Raw genomic sequence first — 15,889 nt, 5'->3', positions numbered from 1 at the left:
CGGCCTCATTCGCCGAGGATGTGCATGACCAGCGGCGGCTCGGCCAGGACGGGCGAGCCATCGAGAAGGCGCAGTGCTTCGGCGATGGCGCTTTCCGGGCCTTCGTGCGTGACCATCGACACCATGACCGGTGCATCGTCCTGCCCACCCTTCTGGATGAAGCTCTCGATCGATACCCCGGCGTCGCGCATGGCGGCGGTGATTTCGGCCAGCACGCCCGGACGATCGGCCACGTTGAACCGGATATAGGCCTTGCCCCTGCGGTGGCCGGTTTCGGCCGGAGCTGCCCTTTCCAGTTCCGCGACCGGGATCGAGAAGGGCGCGCCGATGTCGCCGCGCGCGATGTCGATGAGATCGGCGACCACGGCGCTGGCGGTCGGACCATCGCCGGCCCCCGCGCCCTGGAACAGCAGCCTGCCCACGAAATTGCCCTCGGCGACGACCGCATTGGTCGCGCCGTCGACATGGGCGAGCGGATGGTCGCGATGGACGAGGTGCGGGTGGACCCGCTGGAACAGGCGGCGGTTGCCCGCAGCGTCCATTTCCGTCTCGGCCATGCCGATCAGGCGGATATAGTAGCCGAGCACATCTGCCTGCGCGATGTCGGCGGCAAGGACGCGGCGGATGCCGGTCGCGGCCACGGGCTTGAAGTCCACCGCCGTGCCGAAGGCGATCGACGAAAGGATCGAAAGCTTGTGCGCGGCGTCGATGCCGTCGATGTCGAAGGTCGGGTCGGCTTCGGCATAGCCCTTGGCCTGCGCCTCGGCGAGAACGTCGGCGAAATCGCGGCCGGTGTCTTCCATCGTCGAGAGGATGTAGTTGCAGGTGCCGTTGAGAATGCCATAGACCCGTGCGATCTCGTTGGCGGCGACGCCTTCCTTGAGTCCCTTGATAACGGGGATGCCGCCAGCGACCGCAGCCTCGAATTTCAGCGCCACCTTGGCGGCTTCTGCCTTTGTGGCAAGTTCCACGCCGTGGTGCGCGATCATTGCCTTGTTGGCCGTGACAAGAGCCTTGCCGGCCTCGAACGTGGTCCGGGCGAGCGCCAAGGCGGGGCCATCGGCGCCGCCGACGAGTTCGACCACGACGTCCACGTCAGGACGCTCGCCGAGGATGACCATGTCGTCTTCCCAGGCATAGCGCGACACGTCGAAGCCGCGGTCCTTGTCGCGATTGCGTGCGCTGACGGTGGTAATGACTATCGGCCGGCCCGCGCGGCGCGCGATCAGATCGGCGTTCGCCTCGATCAGCCGGATCACTCCGCCGCCTACCGTGCCAAGTCCGGCCAGCGCGATGCGCAATGGTTCGCTCATGTCATTCCCGTCTGTCTGGATTCCCGCGCGGGCCTTAGGGGAGGCGGCCGCGCGGGGCAACAGCGGGAATCGTCAGTTGGAGATCGCAGGCCGCGAGCGGCTGCACGTGCCAAGCTCTGCGAGGACGAAGGCGTAGTCCTCTTCCGCCGCGCGGTGGTCTTCCGCGCTGCCGGAAAGCCCGGCCTCCGCGGGCACCGTTTGCGGCAGGAAGCAGGCTAGCCGGTACCAGGTAAGCGTATCGCGCGCCGGAGGGCGGGCCGCCTGATCGACGATTTCGGAGAGGCTTACCCCCCAGGTCCGCCCCGAGCCCGGGCGGCGGACCACGGACAGCGAGATCGGTGCGCCGGTGGCCGTCTGCAGGAAGATCTGCGTCTCGCCTTCGCCAGCGAGGTTGCCGGGCACGAACAGCACCTCGCGCAGGGCCTTGATCCGGGGGGCGGCGCCATGTGCCAACAGCTCGGTCAGGATGCCGCGCGTCCGCGCCTCGCGTTCCGCCGTCCATGCGATCTGCGCGCCGCCATCGACCAGGCGCAACTCGCCCGGGCGTCCCGGCACTGTCCGGGCGAACACGATCATCTGCGCCTTGGCAAGCTTGGGCGTCTTGCCGCGGGCGTCGAGCGGTACGTCAGCCAGATAGCTGACCGCCTCGCCCATGGCCGTTCCGGCAAGCACGGCCTGCGTCCTGGCCTCGACCAGCATGCGCGCCATTCCCGGGGCAAGGCCGGGCGCTTGCTCGGGCTTCAGGCGACTTGCTTTCCGTACCTGGACACGCAGGACAACCTCCGATGCGTCTGAAAGGTCGGCAAGATCGGCATAGGTCATGCTGTCCGGCGCGGACGGCGAAACACTGCTGACAGCGGTGCCAGTGGCGCGAATCATGGGCTGCTGAGCCAGGGCGGTCCCCGGAACGAATCCGGACCAGAGATTGAGGGCGGCGGCGGCGACAATGGTGTGCAGTGCAGCAAACTTCGGCATTCTGGGGTCTCCGGCCGCCCGAGGGTCGGCAGCCAAGCTTCGTTTTCCGTCAATTTCAGGCAGTGCAACCCTGAATCGATGGTTAACCGATAAAGCATTTGCGCGGCTTTGGCTTCGCCGTTAAAGATGCGCCCGTTCGGGCAATCCAAAAACAAGCAGCCCGACGCTTGCCGCCGCCAAACCCCCTGGTTTGATGTCGGCGGACCGGGTTGCCGGCAGGGTGGATTGAAATTTGCTGGATTGGCCTGCGGGTGGGACGGTGATCCTGCGCGCCGGCCCCACCTTGGTCAGGGCCGTCTTGCGTGCTCCGGGCCCGGGTGGGCGATCAGGAGTATTGGAGCTGAATGGCATACGCTGACCAACAGATGAGCGGTAACAAGATCACCGCGCTCATCATCGTTGCGATTCTTCATGTCGTCGTCGGCTACGCGCTCGTCACCGGGCTGGCGTACGAGGCGATCAAGAAGGTCAAAGAGGTGACCTCGGCGGTCAACATCGAGGAAGAGAAGCCGCCGGAGGAGCCGCCGCCGCCGCCGCCTCCGAAGGAGGATACGCCGCCGCCGCCGATCGTCGCGCCTCCGCCGCCGATCAGCTTCAACGCGCCGGCGCCGCAGGTCCAGACGGTAAACGAAGCTCCCGCGATTCCGGCTCCGCCGGCACCGGTGGCGCTTCCGGCCCCGCCTGCTGCGCCTCCGCCGCCGCGATTTACCCCCAAGGCTGCAACGCCGAAGGGTAACCCCGGCAACTGGGCGACGTCGAACGACTACCCATCGCGTGCGCTTCGCGAAGAGCGTGAAGGCACCACGGGTTTCCGTGTCACGGTCGGACCCGACGGCAAGGTTACGGACTGCCAGATCACCAGGTCTTCAGGCAGCCCCGATCTTGACGAGGCGACTTGCTCGAACGTCCGCCGCCGCGCGCGCTTTGCGCCCGCGATGGATGGCGAGGGCAACCCGACCACGGGCTCGTATTCGAACTCGATCCGCTGGGTCATTCCTAAGGACTGACCCCGGAACGGACACGAAGGCCCGTTCGACAGGCTTTCACGCACTTTGATTTGAATTGAAGAGGAAGACTCGCATGTCCATCTACACTCTGGCTGCTGCCGCCGGTGGCGCCGCGCCTCAGAACAAGTTCGGTTTCGCCGAAGCGCTGCAGCAGGGCGGTTTCATCGCCTACGCCACCGTCGTGATCCTTGGCATCATGTCGTTCGGCTCGTTCTTCATTCTGTTCACGAAGTTCTTCGAGCAGAACAAGATCCTCGGCCAGTACAAGACCATCCGCACCACCTTCTGGAAGGCTCCGACCCTCCGTGAAGGCGCTGCGAAGCTCGACAAGAACTCGGCCTGGCGCCAGCTCGTCGACGACGGCATCTCGGCTGAAGACCAGCACTCGAAGATGACCGACGCCCTCGAAGCCCACGACTGGCTGCACGGCTCGCTCGCCCGTTCGGAAGCTTCGATCAACTCGCGTCTGGCCAGCGGCCTGCCGTTCCTCGCGACCGTCGGTGCAACCTCGCCGTTCATCGGTCTGTTCGGTACCGTGGTCGGCATCTACCGCGCTCTGATCAACATCGGCCTCGCCGGTTCGGCCTCGATCGACAAGGTCGCTGGCCCGGTCGGTGAAGCTCTGATCATGACCGCGCTGGGTCTGCTCGTCGCCGTTCCGGCCGTGCTTGCCTACAACTGGCTGCAGGCTCGCAACAAGCGCATCGCCGAGCTGCTCTCGGGCTTCTCGACCGACGTTCTTGCGAACATCAACTCGAAGGGCACCGTCAAGCCGGCAATCGCTGCTGCTCCGGCGACCCCGGCCGCTCCGGTCAAGAAGTAAGAAAGAACCGGGCCGGCGGTTCGCTGCCGGCCCCTTTCCGGAAACGCGGGTCTCCTGCCGGAGGCCGTCCCTGGACCCCTCCGGCACTCCCGCGGCTCAGAACGGATAGGATGTAACCCATGGCAATGTCTGTAGGCGGCGCTGGCGGAGAAGAACGCCCGATGTCGGACATCAACACCACGCCGCTCGTGGACGTGATGCTGGTGCTGCTGATCATCTTCCTCATCGCGGTGCCGGTCGCGATCCAGACTATCGAAAAGCTCAAGGTGCCTGTGTTGCCCAGCGAGGAATCGCAGGACAAGGTGGAAAACCTGATGCTTTCGGTCGTCTCGACCGACGCCGCCGGCCGCAGCCCGAAGGAACCTGGATACGAGGGTTCCTCGCGCACCGGCCAGTGCCGCGTCTATTTCAACAACACGACCCCGGTGGACAACCAGGAGCTGTACCAGCAGGCTTTCAATCGCCTTGATGCGATCGTGAAGCGTGAAGGCGGCGCCGCCAACATGGACCCCGAGAAGATCCCCGAAGTCCACATCCGCGGCGACGTGAACGTCCCCTGGAAGTGCATCGCCGGTGCGATCTACAACGTCCAGTCGGCCGGTTACCCGAAGGTCGGCTTCATCTCGACCCCGGTCGATCCGAACGGCTAAGCCGCACGGTATCGGGCCAGAGAGCGAACAGGAGTACCAACCATGGCAATGAGCGGCGGCAAGGATGATGGCTCGCCGATGATGGAAATGAACACGACGCCGTTGATCGACGTCATGCTCGTTCTCCTCATCATGTTCATCATCACCATCCCGGTGGCCACCCACGCGGTGAACATCGACCTTCCGCAGCCTTCGCAGGTGCCAAACAACGTCACGATCGATCCGATCAAGAACAAGCTTGTGCTGACCGCGACCAACCAGATTCTCTGGAACGGCGCGCCGGTCAACTCCGGCCAGCTGGTCTCGATCATCCAGGCGACGAAGGGCATCGATCCCGAGCCGGAACTGCAGTTCCAGCCCGAGGAGTATGCGAGCTACGAAATCGCGAACCAGTTGATGAAGATCATCACGGACGCGAAGGTCACCAAGTTCGGCTTCGTCGGCAACGAGAACTTCGCCACCTTCCAGAAGGCTGGCCAGTAAGTCTCTCGCCGCAAGGTGCAGAACACGAAAAGGGAGCGGAGCAATCCGCTCCCTTTTTGCATGCTCGTCAGCGACGTCGAGCGGCCAACGCCTCTGCTATAGCGGTTATGGCCTTGGCCTCGCGCTCCTCCCAGCTTCCGCCCACGCGGATCCAGGAAACGCCGGCGCACCGGAGCATCGTTTCCGCGAGCTGGCCGAACCTGCGGCGCTCCTCCGTCGACCCGAACAAGCGCGTGCCGTCCTCTAACCAAGGCACATCCGTTTCGAACAGGAGATAGAGGTCTGCCTTCGGATAGGCGAGAAGTGCACCGGGGATCTCGTCGAACAGCATTGCCGCCCACGCCGCCGTCATCAACTGATCGGTGTCGCTGATGAGGACGTCGGGCATGCCAGTCGCCAGCGCCTCGGTCGCCAGCTGGTGGCCTTCGGCAATGGCGAGAAGATCCGCCATCGACAGGTCGGTGCCGTTCCGCTCGCAATAGTCGCGGCCGTATTCGGGAACCCATGGCCAGCCGAAGCGGTGGTGCAGCCGTGCAGCCAGCACCGATTTTCCGGTACTTTCGGCCCCGTGGAAACACACTCTCAGCATGATCGTGCGGCCTTGGTCCATTGGCGCAAGCCCAGCACCGACAGCACGAGGAACACCGCGTACAGTGTCGCGAGGAGCGGAAGTCCACGAGCCAGGTAGAGCCCGATGCCGACCACGTCGATCGCCACCCAAAGGACCCAGTTCTCCACCCTGCGCAGCGAGAGCAGAATCTGCGCGGCAATGCTGGCGCCGGTCACGGCGGAGTCGGCAAAAGGCAGCGCGGCGTTGGTGAAACGGTGGAGCAGCCAGCCGAGCGAAAGACTCAGCACTGTTGTCGCTCCTGACCAGGTCATCCGCTCCGGCATGCTCATCCATCGGACTGGCACCGCGCTTTCCTCTGCACCGCGTGCCTGGGCCCAGAGCCACCAGCCCCACAGGTTGGTCGCGAAGAAGAACGCTTGCAGGCCGGTTTCGGCATAGAGCCGAGCTTCCCACAGCACCACGCCGGTGCAGGAGACTGAGCCCAGCGCGAAAGGGAAGTTCCATACCGAACGCCGCACCAGCAGCGCGATGTTGGCAAGGCCGAGCAAGCTCGCCGCAAGTTCGACCGGGTTCACGTCAGGCGAGCGCCGCCGCCCACTCCGCTTCCTTGAAGCCGACAAGGAGCCCGCCCGGATGCTCGACGACCGGACGCTTGATGACCGAGGCATGCTCGGCAAGCACCATCGGCGCAGTTTCCGCGCCAAGTGCTGCCTTCTGCGCGTCGTCCAACTTGCGGTACGTCGTCCCGGCCTTGTTCACGACCTTGTCCAGCCCCGCCTTGGCGATCCAGGCCGCGATCCGGGCCGGGTCGGCTCCCTGCTTCTTGTAGTCGTGAAACGTGTAGGCGATGCCCCTGGCATCAAGCCATGCCCGCGCCTTCTTCACCGTGTCGCAATTCGGAATGCCATAGACCGTGACGTTCATTTGTCCTGCCTGTCGAAGTGGTGGATGCGCGAGGGTGTCCCCGCAAACAGGGTGTAGCTCTCGTAGTAATCGGACCGCCCCCGCGCCTGCATTTCGGCATGCGCGGCGATGCGCCGCCATGCCAGCGCCGCGTCCTCGTCCACCCATTCCGACAGGGCAATCACTTCGCCGTCATCGGCAGCATAGCTCTTGAAGCCGAGGAAGCCCGGCTGCTCGCGCGCCAGGCGTTCCATGTCCGCAGCATCGCGAGAATAGGCGGGAGCGTCGATATTGGCGCGCTTGCGGTTGCGGAAGACGACGAGGTACATCGCGCTTCTCTAGCGCGGGATTGCACCGTGCCCAACAGTGGACTTTTGCGCGCGCTTGCGACAAAGGCGGGCCATGAGCCTCAACAGCTTCGGTCACATCTTCCGTTTCACAACCTGGGGCGAGAGCCACGGGCCGGCGCTTGGCGCCGTGGTCGACGGTTGCCCTCCCGGCCTTGCGCTGACCGAAGCGCAGATCCAGCCTTTTCTCGACGCCCGGCGCCCTGGCCAGTCGCGCTTCACCACGCAGCGGCAGGAGCCGGATCAGGTGCGCATCCTGTCCGGCGTGTTCGAAGGCCGCACCACCGGCACTCCGATCAGCCTGATGATCGAGAACGTCGACCAGCGTTCGAAGGACTATGGCGATGTCGCCAAGGCCTATCGCCCCGGCCATGCCGACTATGCCTATGACGCCAAGTACGGCTTTCGCGACTATCGCGGCGGCGGGCGTTCCTCGGCGCGGGAAACGGCTGCGCGCGTAGCCGCGGGCGCCGTTGCCCGCCTCGTGATCCCGGAAGTCTCGATCCTGGCCTGGGTCAGCGAGATCGGCGGTGACCGCATCGACATGGACCATTTCGATGCGGCAGAGATCGCCCGCAACCCGTTCTTCTGCCCGGATTCCTGGGCCGCGGCCCGTTGGGAGAAGCTGGTCGACGATGCCCGCAAGTCTGGCTCCTCGCTCGGCGCGGTGGTCGAATGCGTCGCAACCGGCGTACCGGCCGGCTGGGGCGCGCCGCTCTACGCCAAGCTCGATGCCGAACTGGCCCATGCGATGATGGGCATCAACGCGGTCAAGGGCGTTGAGATCGGCGATGGCTTTGCCGCCGCGCGCAATACCGGCGAAGGCAATGCCGATCCGATGCGGCCGGGCGCTGGCGTTCCGGAATTCCTTGCCAACCATGCCGGCGGCATCGCGGGCGGCATATCCACCGGCCAGCCGGTGACGGTTCGCGTGGCGTTCAAGCCGACTTCGTCGATTCTCACGCCGATGCCCACGATCACGCGCGAGGGCGAGGCGACCGAGTTGCTGACCAAAGGCCGCCACGATCCCTGCGTGGGCATTCGCGGCGTGCCCGTGGTCGAGGCGATGATGGCGCTCGTCCTGGCGGACCAGAAACTGCTTCACCGCGGCCAGTGCGGCGGTTGATCCGCGCGGCGTGCGCCATATCGGCCCCGGTTGCGGTTGAGCCGCGCGTGAAAGGTCGTTAGTCTCTCTCGCAACAATCTTGCGGACCGCATCGTGCCGGTCGGCACACTGTGCGGGGAGCTTTCGTTTTGGCCAGGCGCCTTACCCTCTACATCCTGATCGGCATGCTGCTTGGCATCGTCGTGGGCTATGCCCTGAACACCGCCTATCCCAAGGGTGACGAGACGCTCGCCTACACCGCCGACACGCTCAAGCTCCTGCCCGACGTGTTCTTGCGCCTGATCAAGATGATTGTTGCCCCGCTGGTCCTGGCGACCATCGTCACCGGCATCGCCAGCATGGGAGACAGTGCGGCGCTGGGCCGCATCGGCGGGCGCTCGCTGGCGTGGTTCATCACCTTCAGCTTCGTCTCGATCAGTCTCGGCCTCTTGCTGGTGAACCTGCTGCGCCCGGGGGTGGGGCTGGAACTCACGCCGACCGGTGAGCTTGGCGAACTCGCCACCGGCGACTTCACCTTTCGCCATTTCGTCCTCTCGGTGTTCCCGGCCAGCCCGATCGAGGCGATGGCCAAGAACGACATCCTGCAGGTCCTCGTCTTCTCGCTCTTCGCCGGCATCGCGCTGTCCGCCGTGGGCGAGAAGGGCGCGCCGCTGGTGCGCGGGGCCGAGGCGCTGGCGCAAGTCATGCTGACCGTCACCGGCTATGTCATGCGCTTTGCCCCCTTTGCGGTTTTCGGCGCGATCTCCTCGGTCATCGCGGTGCGAGGGCTTGGCATCATCGTCACTTACGGCAAGCTCGTCGGTTCGTTCTATCTTGCAATGCTGATCCTGTGGGTCGTGCTGCTGAGCGCGGGCGCGATCTTCCTGCGCGGACGCATCTTCACGCTGATTCGCTACATCCGCGAACCGCTGCTGCTGGCCTATTCGACCGCGAGCTCGGAAGCCGCGCTGCCCAAGCTGTTCGAGCAGCTCGACCGGTTCGGCATCCCGCGCCGCATCTCGGGCTTCGTCCTGCCGCTGGGCTACAGCTTCAATCTCGACGGCTCGATGATCTACACCAGCTTCGCCGCGATCTTCATCGCCCAGGCCTATGGCATCGAGCTTCCGGTCACGAGCCAGATTGTCATGCTGCTGACCTTGATGGTCACGTCCAAGGGCATTGCCGGCGTCCCGCGCGCCAGCCTCGTCGTGATCGCGGCGACGCTGAACCAGTTCGGCCTGCCGGTCGAAGGCATCGCCCTGGTGCTGGGCGTGGACCATTTCCTCGACATGGGCCGCTCTGCCACCAACGTCGTGGGCAATGCCGTGGCGACGTCGGTCGTGACCAAGTGGGAAGGCATGCTCCAGCCGCCGCTCGATCCGGACGCGGAACCGTTGCACGCGCCTTCGCACACGGCGGCCGATGGCCGCGCCGGGCTCAACCTGGACCCGGCCAACTACGAGGATTGATCGTGGCCCTCCCGGCGGGGGGCCTTCGTGCGCTACTTCGCCAGTTCCACCGGCGTGAAATCGCCTAGCCCGCAGGACCCGCGCGTCAGCGGGCCGCTGCCGGTGTTCGAGATCACCGTGATGATGTCGACACCGCAAAGCTGGCTCAGCGAGGTCGAGTAGCTGAACGCCCGCTCGAAGCCGAGACCGTTGCAGCGGTTTGGCAGCGTGTTGCGGTACCAGCGATTGCCGTCGGTGCGGAAGTCGATCGTCCAGTCGTCGCGGACACGACTTTCGCGGATCGAGGTGATCGGGATGCAGCTTACCGCCTTGCCGACGACGCGGGCTGCGGGAACGTCCTTGCCGTGACCGTCGTTGCCCGATCCGCCCTGGGCGGCACAGCCGGAAAGCGCCAATGCGGCGGCGAAAAGGACCGGAGTCATGCGCTTCATGCCTTGCTCTCCTTCTTGACGGCCACCGCCTTCTTCGCGCCAGCCGGCATTGCCCCCTTTTCCAGAACCTTCGCCTTGTAGCCGCAAAGGTCAACCACCCCGCAATGCCAGCATTCGGGCGTACGCGCCTTGCAGACATAGCGGCCGTGCAAGATCAGCCAGTGGTGCGCACCGACCCTGAACGGACCGGGGACCTTGCGCTCGAGCTGCTTCTCCACCGCCAGCGGCGTCTTGCCCTTCGCAAGGCCGGTGCGGTTGCCCACGCGGAAGATATGTGTGTCGACCGCAAATGTTTCCGCGCCGAACGCACAATTCAGCACGACGTTGGCGGTCTTGCGGCCCACGCCTGGCAACGCGGTCAGCAGGTCGCGGTCGGCCGGCACTTCGCCCCCATGCTCGCGCACGAGAATTTCGGCCATGGCCATGACGTTCCGGGCCTTGGAATTGAACAGGCCGATGGTCTTGATGTGTTCCTTCAGGCCTTCCTCGCCAAGATCCAGCATGTCCTGCGGCGTCTTGACGATCTGGAACAGCTTGCGGGTGGCCTTGTTGACGCCGACGTCGGTCGCCTGCGCCGAAAGCGTCACCGCGACCAGCAACTGGTAGACGTTGCCGAACTCCAGCTCGGTCTCGGGCGAGGGGTTTGCCTCGGCAAGTCGGCGGAAGAACTCGAATATCTGGTCGCGCGTCATTGGACCCCGGTCATGTTCGCACCGCCACGCCCTGCCTTCCAGGCCATCGCCGCCTCGATGCGACGTTCGACCGAAGGGTGGGTATAGAAGATCGCTTCCTCCAGCGGATGTGGCCGGGGATAGCGGTATTCGGCGGTCTTGAGCAAGGCTCCCGCCATGGCGTCGGGCAGGCCCACTGTCTGCATGGCAAAGGCGTCGGCCTCTGCCTCGCCCATGCGGGTGAGGCTGTTGACCGCGGGCAGGGTGAACAGCGTCAGGACAGATACGAGCGCCATGAACACCGGCAGCCCCACAGGATCGCCCAGCGGCGCCGTGGCGCCCAGCCTTTGCGCCGTCCACGGGTAGAGTCGGCCGATGAGGAATGCCACCAGCACCGCGATCAGCGGCATGACAACGAGGTGCCGCCAGACGTGGCCCAGCTTGTAGTGTCCCGCCTCGTGCGCGGTCACGGCGCGCACTTCGTCGAGCGAGGCGGACTTGAGCGCGACGTCGGCAATAGCGATCCGGGCCGCAGGGCCGATGCCCGACACGTTCGCGGTGAAGTTGGCTGACTGGCGGGAGCCGTCGTACATGAAGATGCGGTCGTGCGGGATGCCAACGTCATCCGCAATCGCCTCGAGCGCGGTGCGCACCTGCCCCGGAGGCACTGGCTGGAAGGTGTTGAACATCGGCTGGATCAACGCCGGGCCAAGCAGTAGCAACGCCGCCGCTCCGCCTCCGGCCAGTCCGCCCGTCCACAGCCACCAGCGGCGCGGCGATCGCCGCACCAGCCAGAACACGCCCACCACGAAGATCGCGCTTATCGCGAACTCGATCACTCCGGCGAGCGCGTACTGGAACAGGAAATCGCCCAGCGGCTGGTCGGTCATGTCGTAGGACTTTTCGCGCCACCAGTCGGTCCAGACGGTGACGGGCAGGCGCAGCACGTCGGCGATCAGGAAGAAGCCGAAGGATACCGTGAATGTCGCCGCTACGCGCGGCCAGCGGGCGACCCTGGCCGCCAGCCAGTCCAGCACACGCAGGCGCACGATGATCCACGCTAGCACCAGCGATATGGCTACGCCGGCCACGGTCAGCCATTCGTTGCCACGCGTGTAGGACGCCGCCAGCGCCAGTTGCTCGGCGCCAAGACTGTCTACCAGCCGCGCCGCTTCGGTTGCAGGATCGAGTGCCATGGTTCCTCCCGTACTGTATTACTGAAATAGTACAGTACGGATCGGAATTGGCAATTGGGTCAGAGGCCGAGGACTTCGGGCATCGTGTAGCGACCCGGCTCCTGATCGAGCAGCCACTGCGCTGCCCGGATCGCGCCCTTGGCGAAAATCGCGCGGTTCTCGGCAAGATGCGAGAAGGTCAAACGCTCGTTGTCGGCAAGGAAGTGGACCGAATGGTCGCCCGCGACCGATCCGCCGCGCAGGGCGGCAAAGCCGATCGTGCCAGCCTTGCGCGCACCGGTGATGCCGTCGCGCCCGCGAACGGCCTCCTCGGCCAGGCTGACGCCGCGCCCCTTTGCGGCCGCTTCGCCCAGCAGCAGCGCGGTGCCCGACGGGGCATCCACCTTCATGCGGTGATGGGTCTCGACGATCTCGATGTCCCAGTCCTCGCCAAGGCGCGCGGCGGCCTCGCGCACGAGATGGGCCAGCAGCGTGACGCCAAGCGAGGTATTGCCGGTCTGCAGCACGGGCACGCTGACTGCGGCTGCATCGATCAGCCAGTGATGGCGTTCCTCGAGACCCGTCGTTCCGACCACGATCGGCACGCCTGCATGGATTGCGGCGTCGAGATTGAACTCGAGCGCGCCGGGTGCGGAGAAGTCGACCAGCACGTCGCTGGCCTTTGCCAGTTCAAGCGGATCTCCGCCCTTGTCGATGCCGCCGGCAAAGTCGTGCCCTGCCGCAGCCACTGCCGCCTGCAATGCATTGCCCATGCGCCCCGCGCTGCCGATGATTCCGATTCTGGCCATTGCTTACCCCTTGCGTGGCGTGCTTCATGGTCGCGATGAAACGCCCGCGCAATATCGTCGTTCTCACCGGCGCCGGAATTTCCGCCGAATCCGGCATCGACACCTTCCGTGGAGCCGGCGGCCTTTGGGAAAACCACCGGGTCGAGGACGTCGCGACGCCCGAAGCCTTCGCGCGCGACCCCGAGCTTGTCCTGCGCTTCTACGACATGCGGCGCGAGGCGATCCAGACGAAGGAACCGAACGTCGCGCATCATGCGCTTGCCCGGCTCGACCGGGAATGGCCGAGGAAGACGGCCGGAGAGGTCCTGATCGTCACCCAGAACGTCGACGACCTCCACGAGCGGGGCGGTGCCATCAACGTGCTGCACATGCATGGCGAACACCTCAGTGCCTGGTGCACCGCCTGCGACGCGCGCCACCGCTGGACCGGGCCGTTGCTCCACCGCCCACCATGCCCGGCCTGCGCCATGCCGGCGCTGCGGCCCGATATCGTCTGGTTCGGCGAGATTCCCTATCGCATGGACGAGATCCACGACGCGCTGGCGGAGGCAGACCTGTTCGTTTCGATCGGCACTTCGGGCGCAGTCTATCCGGCGGCCGGTTTCGTGCGCACCGCACGCGAACTGGGCCTTCAGACACTCGAACTCAATCTGGAACGCTCTCAGGGGTCGGCCTGGTTCCACGAGACGCGGCTTGGTCCGGCGACCGAGACGGTGACCGCCTGGGTCGACGAGCTACTGGCCTGAAGTGCAGCCCCGACATTCGGGATCGCGGGCGATGCGCATGGTTCTCAGGCTGGGTTTGAGGCCGTCGAATACGTGGAGTTGGCCCCATTGCGGGTCGCCCAGCGTGCTGACGCCTTCCAGCAGTACCCGCATCGCCGCCATCGCTCCGAATGCGCCGATCATGCCGACCATCGCGCCCAGCACCCCAAGGTCGGCGCATGTGTCGCAGTCCTCGGCATCGAAGGCATCGCCCACGAAACAGCGGTAGCAGGCCTCACCCGGACGGTGCCCGGCGAAATTCGCCACCTGTCCCTGAAAGCGACCTAAAGCGACACTGGAGAGCGCTACCCCTACCGAAACGCAGGCGTCCGAAACCGACAGGCGCGTGGCGAAGTTGTCCGAACCGTCGAGCACGACGTCGGCTCCGGCGATTAGGTCCGCGGCATTCTCCCGCCCGATGCGGGTGACGTGATGTACGACCTCGAGCGCCGGATCGAACCGCGCGACCCATGCTGCCGCCGCTTGCGCTTTGGGCTTGCCGAGGTCTTCTTCGGTATAGATCGTCTGGCGCTGGAGGTTCGATGCTTCGACCACGTCGTCGTCGATCAGCGTGAGCCTGCCGACGCCCGCGCCCGCAAGATACTGGAGCGCCGGCGATCCGATGCCGCCCATGCCGACCAGCACGACATGGCTCGCGGCCAGCCGAGCCTGCCCGATCGCGCCCACTTCGGGCAGGACGATATGGCGGGCGAAGCGGTCAAGACGGTCCGGCGTGAGAGCCGGGGAGAGGGCAGGCGTCGTCATGGGAGCGCATCTAGATGCAAAACGGCCCGAAGGCGAGCATTGCGCGCCTCCGGGCCATGTCTGTGCAAAACCCCGGGAAAACCGATGGACCGGCCAGGGAAAGCCTGTTCAGTCCTCAAGCTGGCGCAGGAGCGTGCGCACGTCGCCGTCCATGTCGGCATCGCGGGCGCGCAGTTCCTCGATCAGACGGACCGCGTGGATCACGGTGGAGTGGTCGCGACCGCCGAACTTGCGGCCGATCTCCGGATAAGAGCGCGGCGTCAGCACCTTGGCAAGGTACATCGCCACCTGGCGCGGACGAACGACCGCGCGGGCGCGGCGCTTGCTGGCCATTTCGGTGCGGTCGACGCGGTAGAACTGGCAGACCGTGCGCTGGATCTCGTCGATGGTGATGCGGCGGCGGTTGGCCGAGAGGATATCGGTCAACTGTTCTTCCGCCAGTTGCAGCGAGACCGGCTGGCCGGTGAGCTGGGCATAGGCGATCAGCTTGTTGAGCCCGCCCACCAGTTCGCGCACGTTGCGGTTGATCGTGCGGGCGAGGAACTCGACCACGTCCGAAGGCACCTGCGTGTTGCCGAAGCGGGCGAGGCGGTGTTCGAGGATTTTGCGGCGCAGTTCGATGTCGGCTGGCTGGATATCGGCAACGAGGCCCATCGACAGGCGCGAGAGCAGGCGCTGTTCGACCCCGTCGAGCGCCTGGGGCGCACGGTCGGCGGCAACGACGAGTCGCTTGCCCGCGCTCATCAGCGCGTCGATCGTGTGGAGGAATTCCTCCTGCGTCGAAGCCTTGCCGATGATGAACTGGATGTCGTCGACCAGCAGCATGTCGAATCCGCGCAGCCGAGACTTGAACTCGATCATCTCGTTCGAGCGCATGGCCTGGACGAATTCGATCATGAACCGTTCGGCCGAGCAGTAGAAGATCCGGGCGCCCGGCTTGTTGGCGGCAAAGGCGTGGCCGATGGCGTGAAGCAGGTGGGTCTTGCCCTGGCCGGTCGAGCCCTTGAGGTAGAGCGGCGAGAACTGCGGCGCCTCGATGGCTGCCATGCGCTGCGCGGCGTTGACCGCCAGCACGTTGGCCGAACCCGAGACGAATTCCGCGAAGGTCAGCGAGGGGTCGAGGCCCGAAAGCGCCGAATCGACCATCACGGGCGACGTGGCGGCGAGCGTCGCGGCGCGGCTCGGGGCGGTCGGCGCCGCGCCGACGCGCAGTTCCGGCATCGAACGACGGCGTGGGTGAACGGTGATGCGCACCTGCCGCACTTCCGAGCGGGCAATCTTCCACGCCAGGCTGAGGCGATCGGCAAAGCGATCTGCAACCCAGTTGGCGGAGAATTCGGTCGGCAGGAACAGGTCGAGCGTGCCGGTTTCCTTGCAGAACGAGCCGAGCTGGATCGGCTTGATCCACTGGGCGTGGAGTTGCGGCCCCAGGTCCTTCTTGAGGCCCTGGCTGATGTCGGCCCAGTCGGCAGCCAGATCCAGCGCTTCCTGGTCTTCGATCATGTTGCTTTCACGTCCCTTCTTGCCTGCCTGTGCGCGCTCGCCGCCTGAATTGGCAGCGCTGTTCACGCCACGGGCCAAGGCTCCCCCTGCGAATTCTTCCATCTTCACACGTCGATGCCCCGACT

General features: G+C 65.5%; 19 protein-coding genes. 7 read left to right on the top strand and 12 right to left on the bottom strand.

The features are described from left to right. Positions 1 to 5: 5 nt before the first annotated feature. Together SARO_RS00095 and SARO_RS00090 are read right to left on the bottom strand one after the other, a co-directional pair. Positions 6 to 1,313 (bottom strand): homoserine dehydrogenase, encoded by a 1,308-nt coding sequence (locus SARO_RS00095; protein ID WP_011443682.1) that lies wholly within the window; start codon positions 1,311 to 1,313, stop codon positions 6 to 8. Between the two features lie 72 nt (positions 1,314 to 1,385). Next, entirely contained in the window at positions 1,386 to 2,288 is a 903-nt protein-coding gene (locus SARO_RS00090; RefSeq protein ID WP_011443681.1) for a hypothetical protein, read from the bottom strand. 344 nt (positions 2,289 to 2,632) lie between these two features. Here SARO_RS00090 and SARO_RS00085 point away from each other — a divergent pair, with 344 nt between their 5' ends. The 4 genes from SARO_RS00085 to SARO_RS00070 all read left to right on the top strand — a co-directional run bounded on the left by SARO_RS00085 (position 2,633) and on the right by SARO_RS00070 (position 5,251). Then, a complete protein-coding gene (locus SARO_RS00085) occupies positions 2,633 to 3,295 on the top strand; it encodes an energy transducer TonB (protein WP_011443680.1) in 663 nt (220 codons plus the stop codon). 73 nt (positions 3,296 to 3,368) lie between these two features. Continuing rightward, the gene (locus SARO_RS00080) at positions 3,369 to 4,118 is read left to right on the top strand and encodes a MotA/TolQ/ExbB proton channel family protein (RefSeq protein WP_011443679.1); all 750 of its coding nucleotides are present in this window, start codon (positions 3,369 to 3,371) and stop codon (positions 4,116 to 4,118) included. A gap of 119 nt (positions 4,119 to 4,237) precedes the next feature. Beyond that, positions 4,238 to 4,768, top strand: coding sequence for an ExbD/TolR family protein (locus SARO_RS00075; protein ID WP_083760744.1), 531 nt, complete (start codon positions 4,238 to 4,240; stop codon positions 4,766 to 4,768). A 42-nt stretch (positions 4,769 to 4,810) separates the two neighbouring features. Then, positions 4,811 to 5,251 (top strand): ExbD/TolR family protein, encoded by a 441-nt coding sequence (locus SARO_RS00070; protein ID WP_011443677.1) that lies wholly within the window; start codon positions 4,811 to 4,813, stop codon positions 5,249 to 5,251. A gap of 67 nt (positions 5,252 to 5,318) precedes the next feature. Here the strand turns inward: SARO_RS00070 and SARO_RS00065 are convergent, their stop codons facing one another. From SARO_RS00065 to SARO_RS00050, 4 genes are read right to left on the bottom strand one after another with little or no spacing between them, the layout of a single operon-like run. Continuing rightward, the gene (locus SARO_RS00065; protein ID WP_011443676.1) at positions 5,319 to 5,840 is read right to left on the bottom strand and encodes an AAA family ATPase; all 522 of its coding nucleotides are present in this window, start codon (positions 5,838 to 5,840) and stop codon (positions 5,319 to 5,321) included. After that, positions 5,834 to 6,397: a nicotinamide riboside transporter PnuC gene (gene pnuC / locus SARO_RS00060; protein WP_011443675.1), complete on the bottom strand. Its 564-nt coding sequence runs from the start codon at positions 6,395 to 6,397 to the stop codon at positions 5,834 to 5,836. Before pnuC ends, SARO_RS00065 begins: the two co-directional genes overlap by 7 nt. 1 nt (position 6,398) lies before the next feature. Beyond that, positions 6,399 to 6,746, bottom strand: a complete 348-nt coding sequence (locus SARO_RS00055; protein ID WP_011443674.1) for an arsenate reductase — start codon at positions 6,744 to 6,746, stop codon at positions 6,399 to 6,401. Further along, complete coding sequence (locus tag SARO_RS00050) at positions 6,743 to 7,054, bottom strand: antibiotic biosynthesis monooxygenase family protein (protein WP_011443673.1); 312 nt, start codon at positions 7,052 to 7,054, stop codon at positions 6,743 to 6,745. Before SARO_RS00050 ends, SARO_RS00055 begins: the two co-directional genes overlap by 4 nt. A 73-nt stretch (positions 7,055 to 7,127) precedes the next feature. Between SARO_RS00050 and aroC the strand changes: the two genes are divergently transcribed. Further along, positions 7,128 to 8,198: a chorismate synthase gene (aroC, locus tag SARO_RS00045; RefSeq protein WP_011443672.1), complete on the top strand. Its 1,071-nt coding sequence runs from the start codon at positions 7,128 to 7,130 to the stop codon at positions 8,196 to 8,198. A 128-nt stretch (positions 8,199 to 8,326) separates the two neighbouring features. Beyond that, entirely contained in the window at positions 8,327 to 9,646 is a 1,320-nt protein-coding gene (locus SARO_RS00040) for a dicarboxylate/amino acid:cation symporter (RefSeq protein WP_011443671.1), read from the top strand. A 32-nt stretch (positions 9,647 to 9,678) separates the two neighbouring features. Here the strand turns inward: SARO_RS00040 and SARO_RS00035 are convergent, their stop codons facing one another. The 4 genes from SARO_RS00035 to dapB are packed head-to-tail and all read right to left on the bottom strand — an operon-like array spanning position 9,679 to position 12,732. Beyond that, positions 9,679 to 10,077 (bottom strand): hypothetical protein, encoded by a 399-nt coding sequence (locus tag SARO_RS00035; protein WP_011443670.1) that lies wholly within the window; start codon positions 10,075 to 10,077, stop codon positions 9,679 to 9,681. Further along, positions 10,074 to 10,769 (bottom strand): endonuclease III, encoded by a 696-nt coding sequence (gene nth, locus SARO_RS00030; protein ID WP_011443669.1) that lies wholly within the window; start codon positions 10,767 to 10,769, stop codon positions 10,074 to 10,076. Before nth ends, SARO_RS00035 begins: the two co-directional genes overlap by 4 nt. After that, complete coding sequence (locus SARO_RS00025; RefSeq protein WP_011443668.1) at positions 10,766 to 11,944, bottom strand: M48 family metalloprotease; 1,179 nt, start codon at positions 11,942 to 11,944, stop codon at positions 10,766 to 10,768. Before SARO_RS00025 ends, nth begins: the two co-directional genes overlap by 4 nt. 59 nt (positions 11,945 to 12,003) lie before the next feature. Continuing rightward, positions 12,004 to 12,732 carry a 4-hydroxy-tetrahydrodipicolinate reductase gene (gene dapB, locus SARO_RS00020; protein ID WP_011443667.1) on the bottom strand — a complete coding sequence of 243 codons (729 nt, stop codon included), beginning with the start codon at positions 12,730 to 12,732 and terminating at the stop codon, positions 12,004 to 12,006. A gap of 35 nt (positions 12,733 to 12,767) precedes the next feature. On the opposite strand from dapB, the gene SARO_RS00015 reads away from it, so the two are divergent. Beyond that, the gene (locus tag SARO_RS00015; protein WP_041550560.1) at positions 12,768 to 13,478 is read left to right on the top strand and encodes an NAD-dependent deacylase; all 711 of its coding nucleotides are present in this window, start codon (positions 12,768 to 12,770) and stop codon (positions 13,476 to 13,478) included. Here the strand turns inward: SARO_RS00015 and SARO_RS00010 are convergent. Together SARO_RS00010 and dnaA are read right to left on the bottom strand one after the other, a co-directional pair. Further along, complete coding sequence (locus tag SARO_RS00010; protein WP_011443665.1) at positions 13,467 to 14,261, bottom strand: HesA/MoeB/ThiF family protein; 795 nt, start codon at positions 14,259 to 14,261, stop codon at positions 13,467 to 13,469. The two genes, SARO_RS00015 and SARO_RS00010, sit on opposite strands and share 12 nt — an antisense overlap. Before the next feature lie 108 nt (positions 14,262 to 14,369). Continuing rightward, positions 14,370 to 15,764 carry a chromosomal replication initiator protein DnaA gene (gene dnaA / locus SARO_RS00005; protein WP_176929321.1) on the bottom strand — a complete coding sequence of 465 codons (1,395 nt, stop codon included), beginning with the start codon at positions 15,762 to 15,764 and terminating at the stop codon, positions 14,370 to 14,372. Positions 15,765 to 15,889: the final 125 nt, after the last annotated feature.

This window comes from Novosphingobium aromaticivorans DSM 12444, assembly GCF_000013325.1.
GTDB classification, from domain to species: Bacteria; Pseudomonadota; Alphaproteobacteria; order Sphingomonadales; family Sphingomonadaceae; genus Novosphingobium; species Novosphingobium aromaticivorans.
This window is presented reverse-complemented; position numbering and strand designations above follow the sequence as displayed.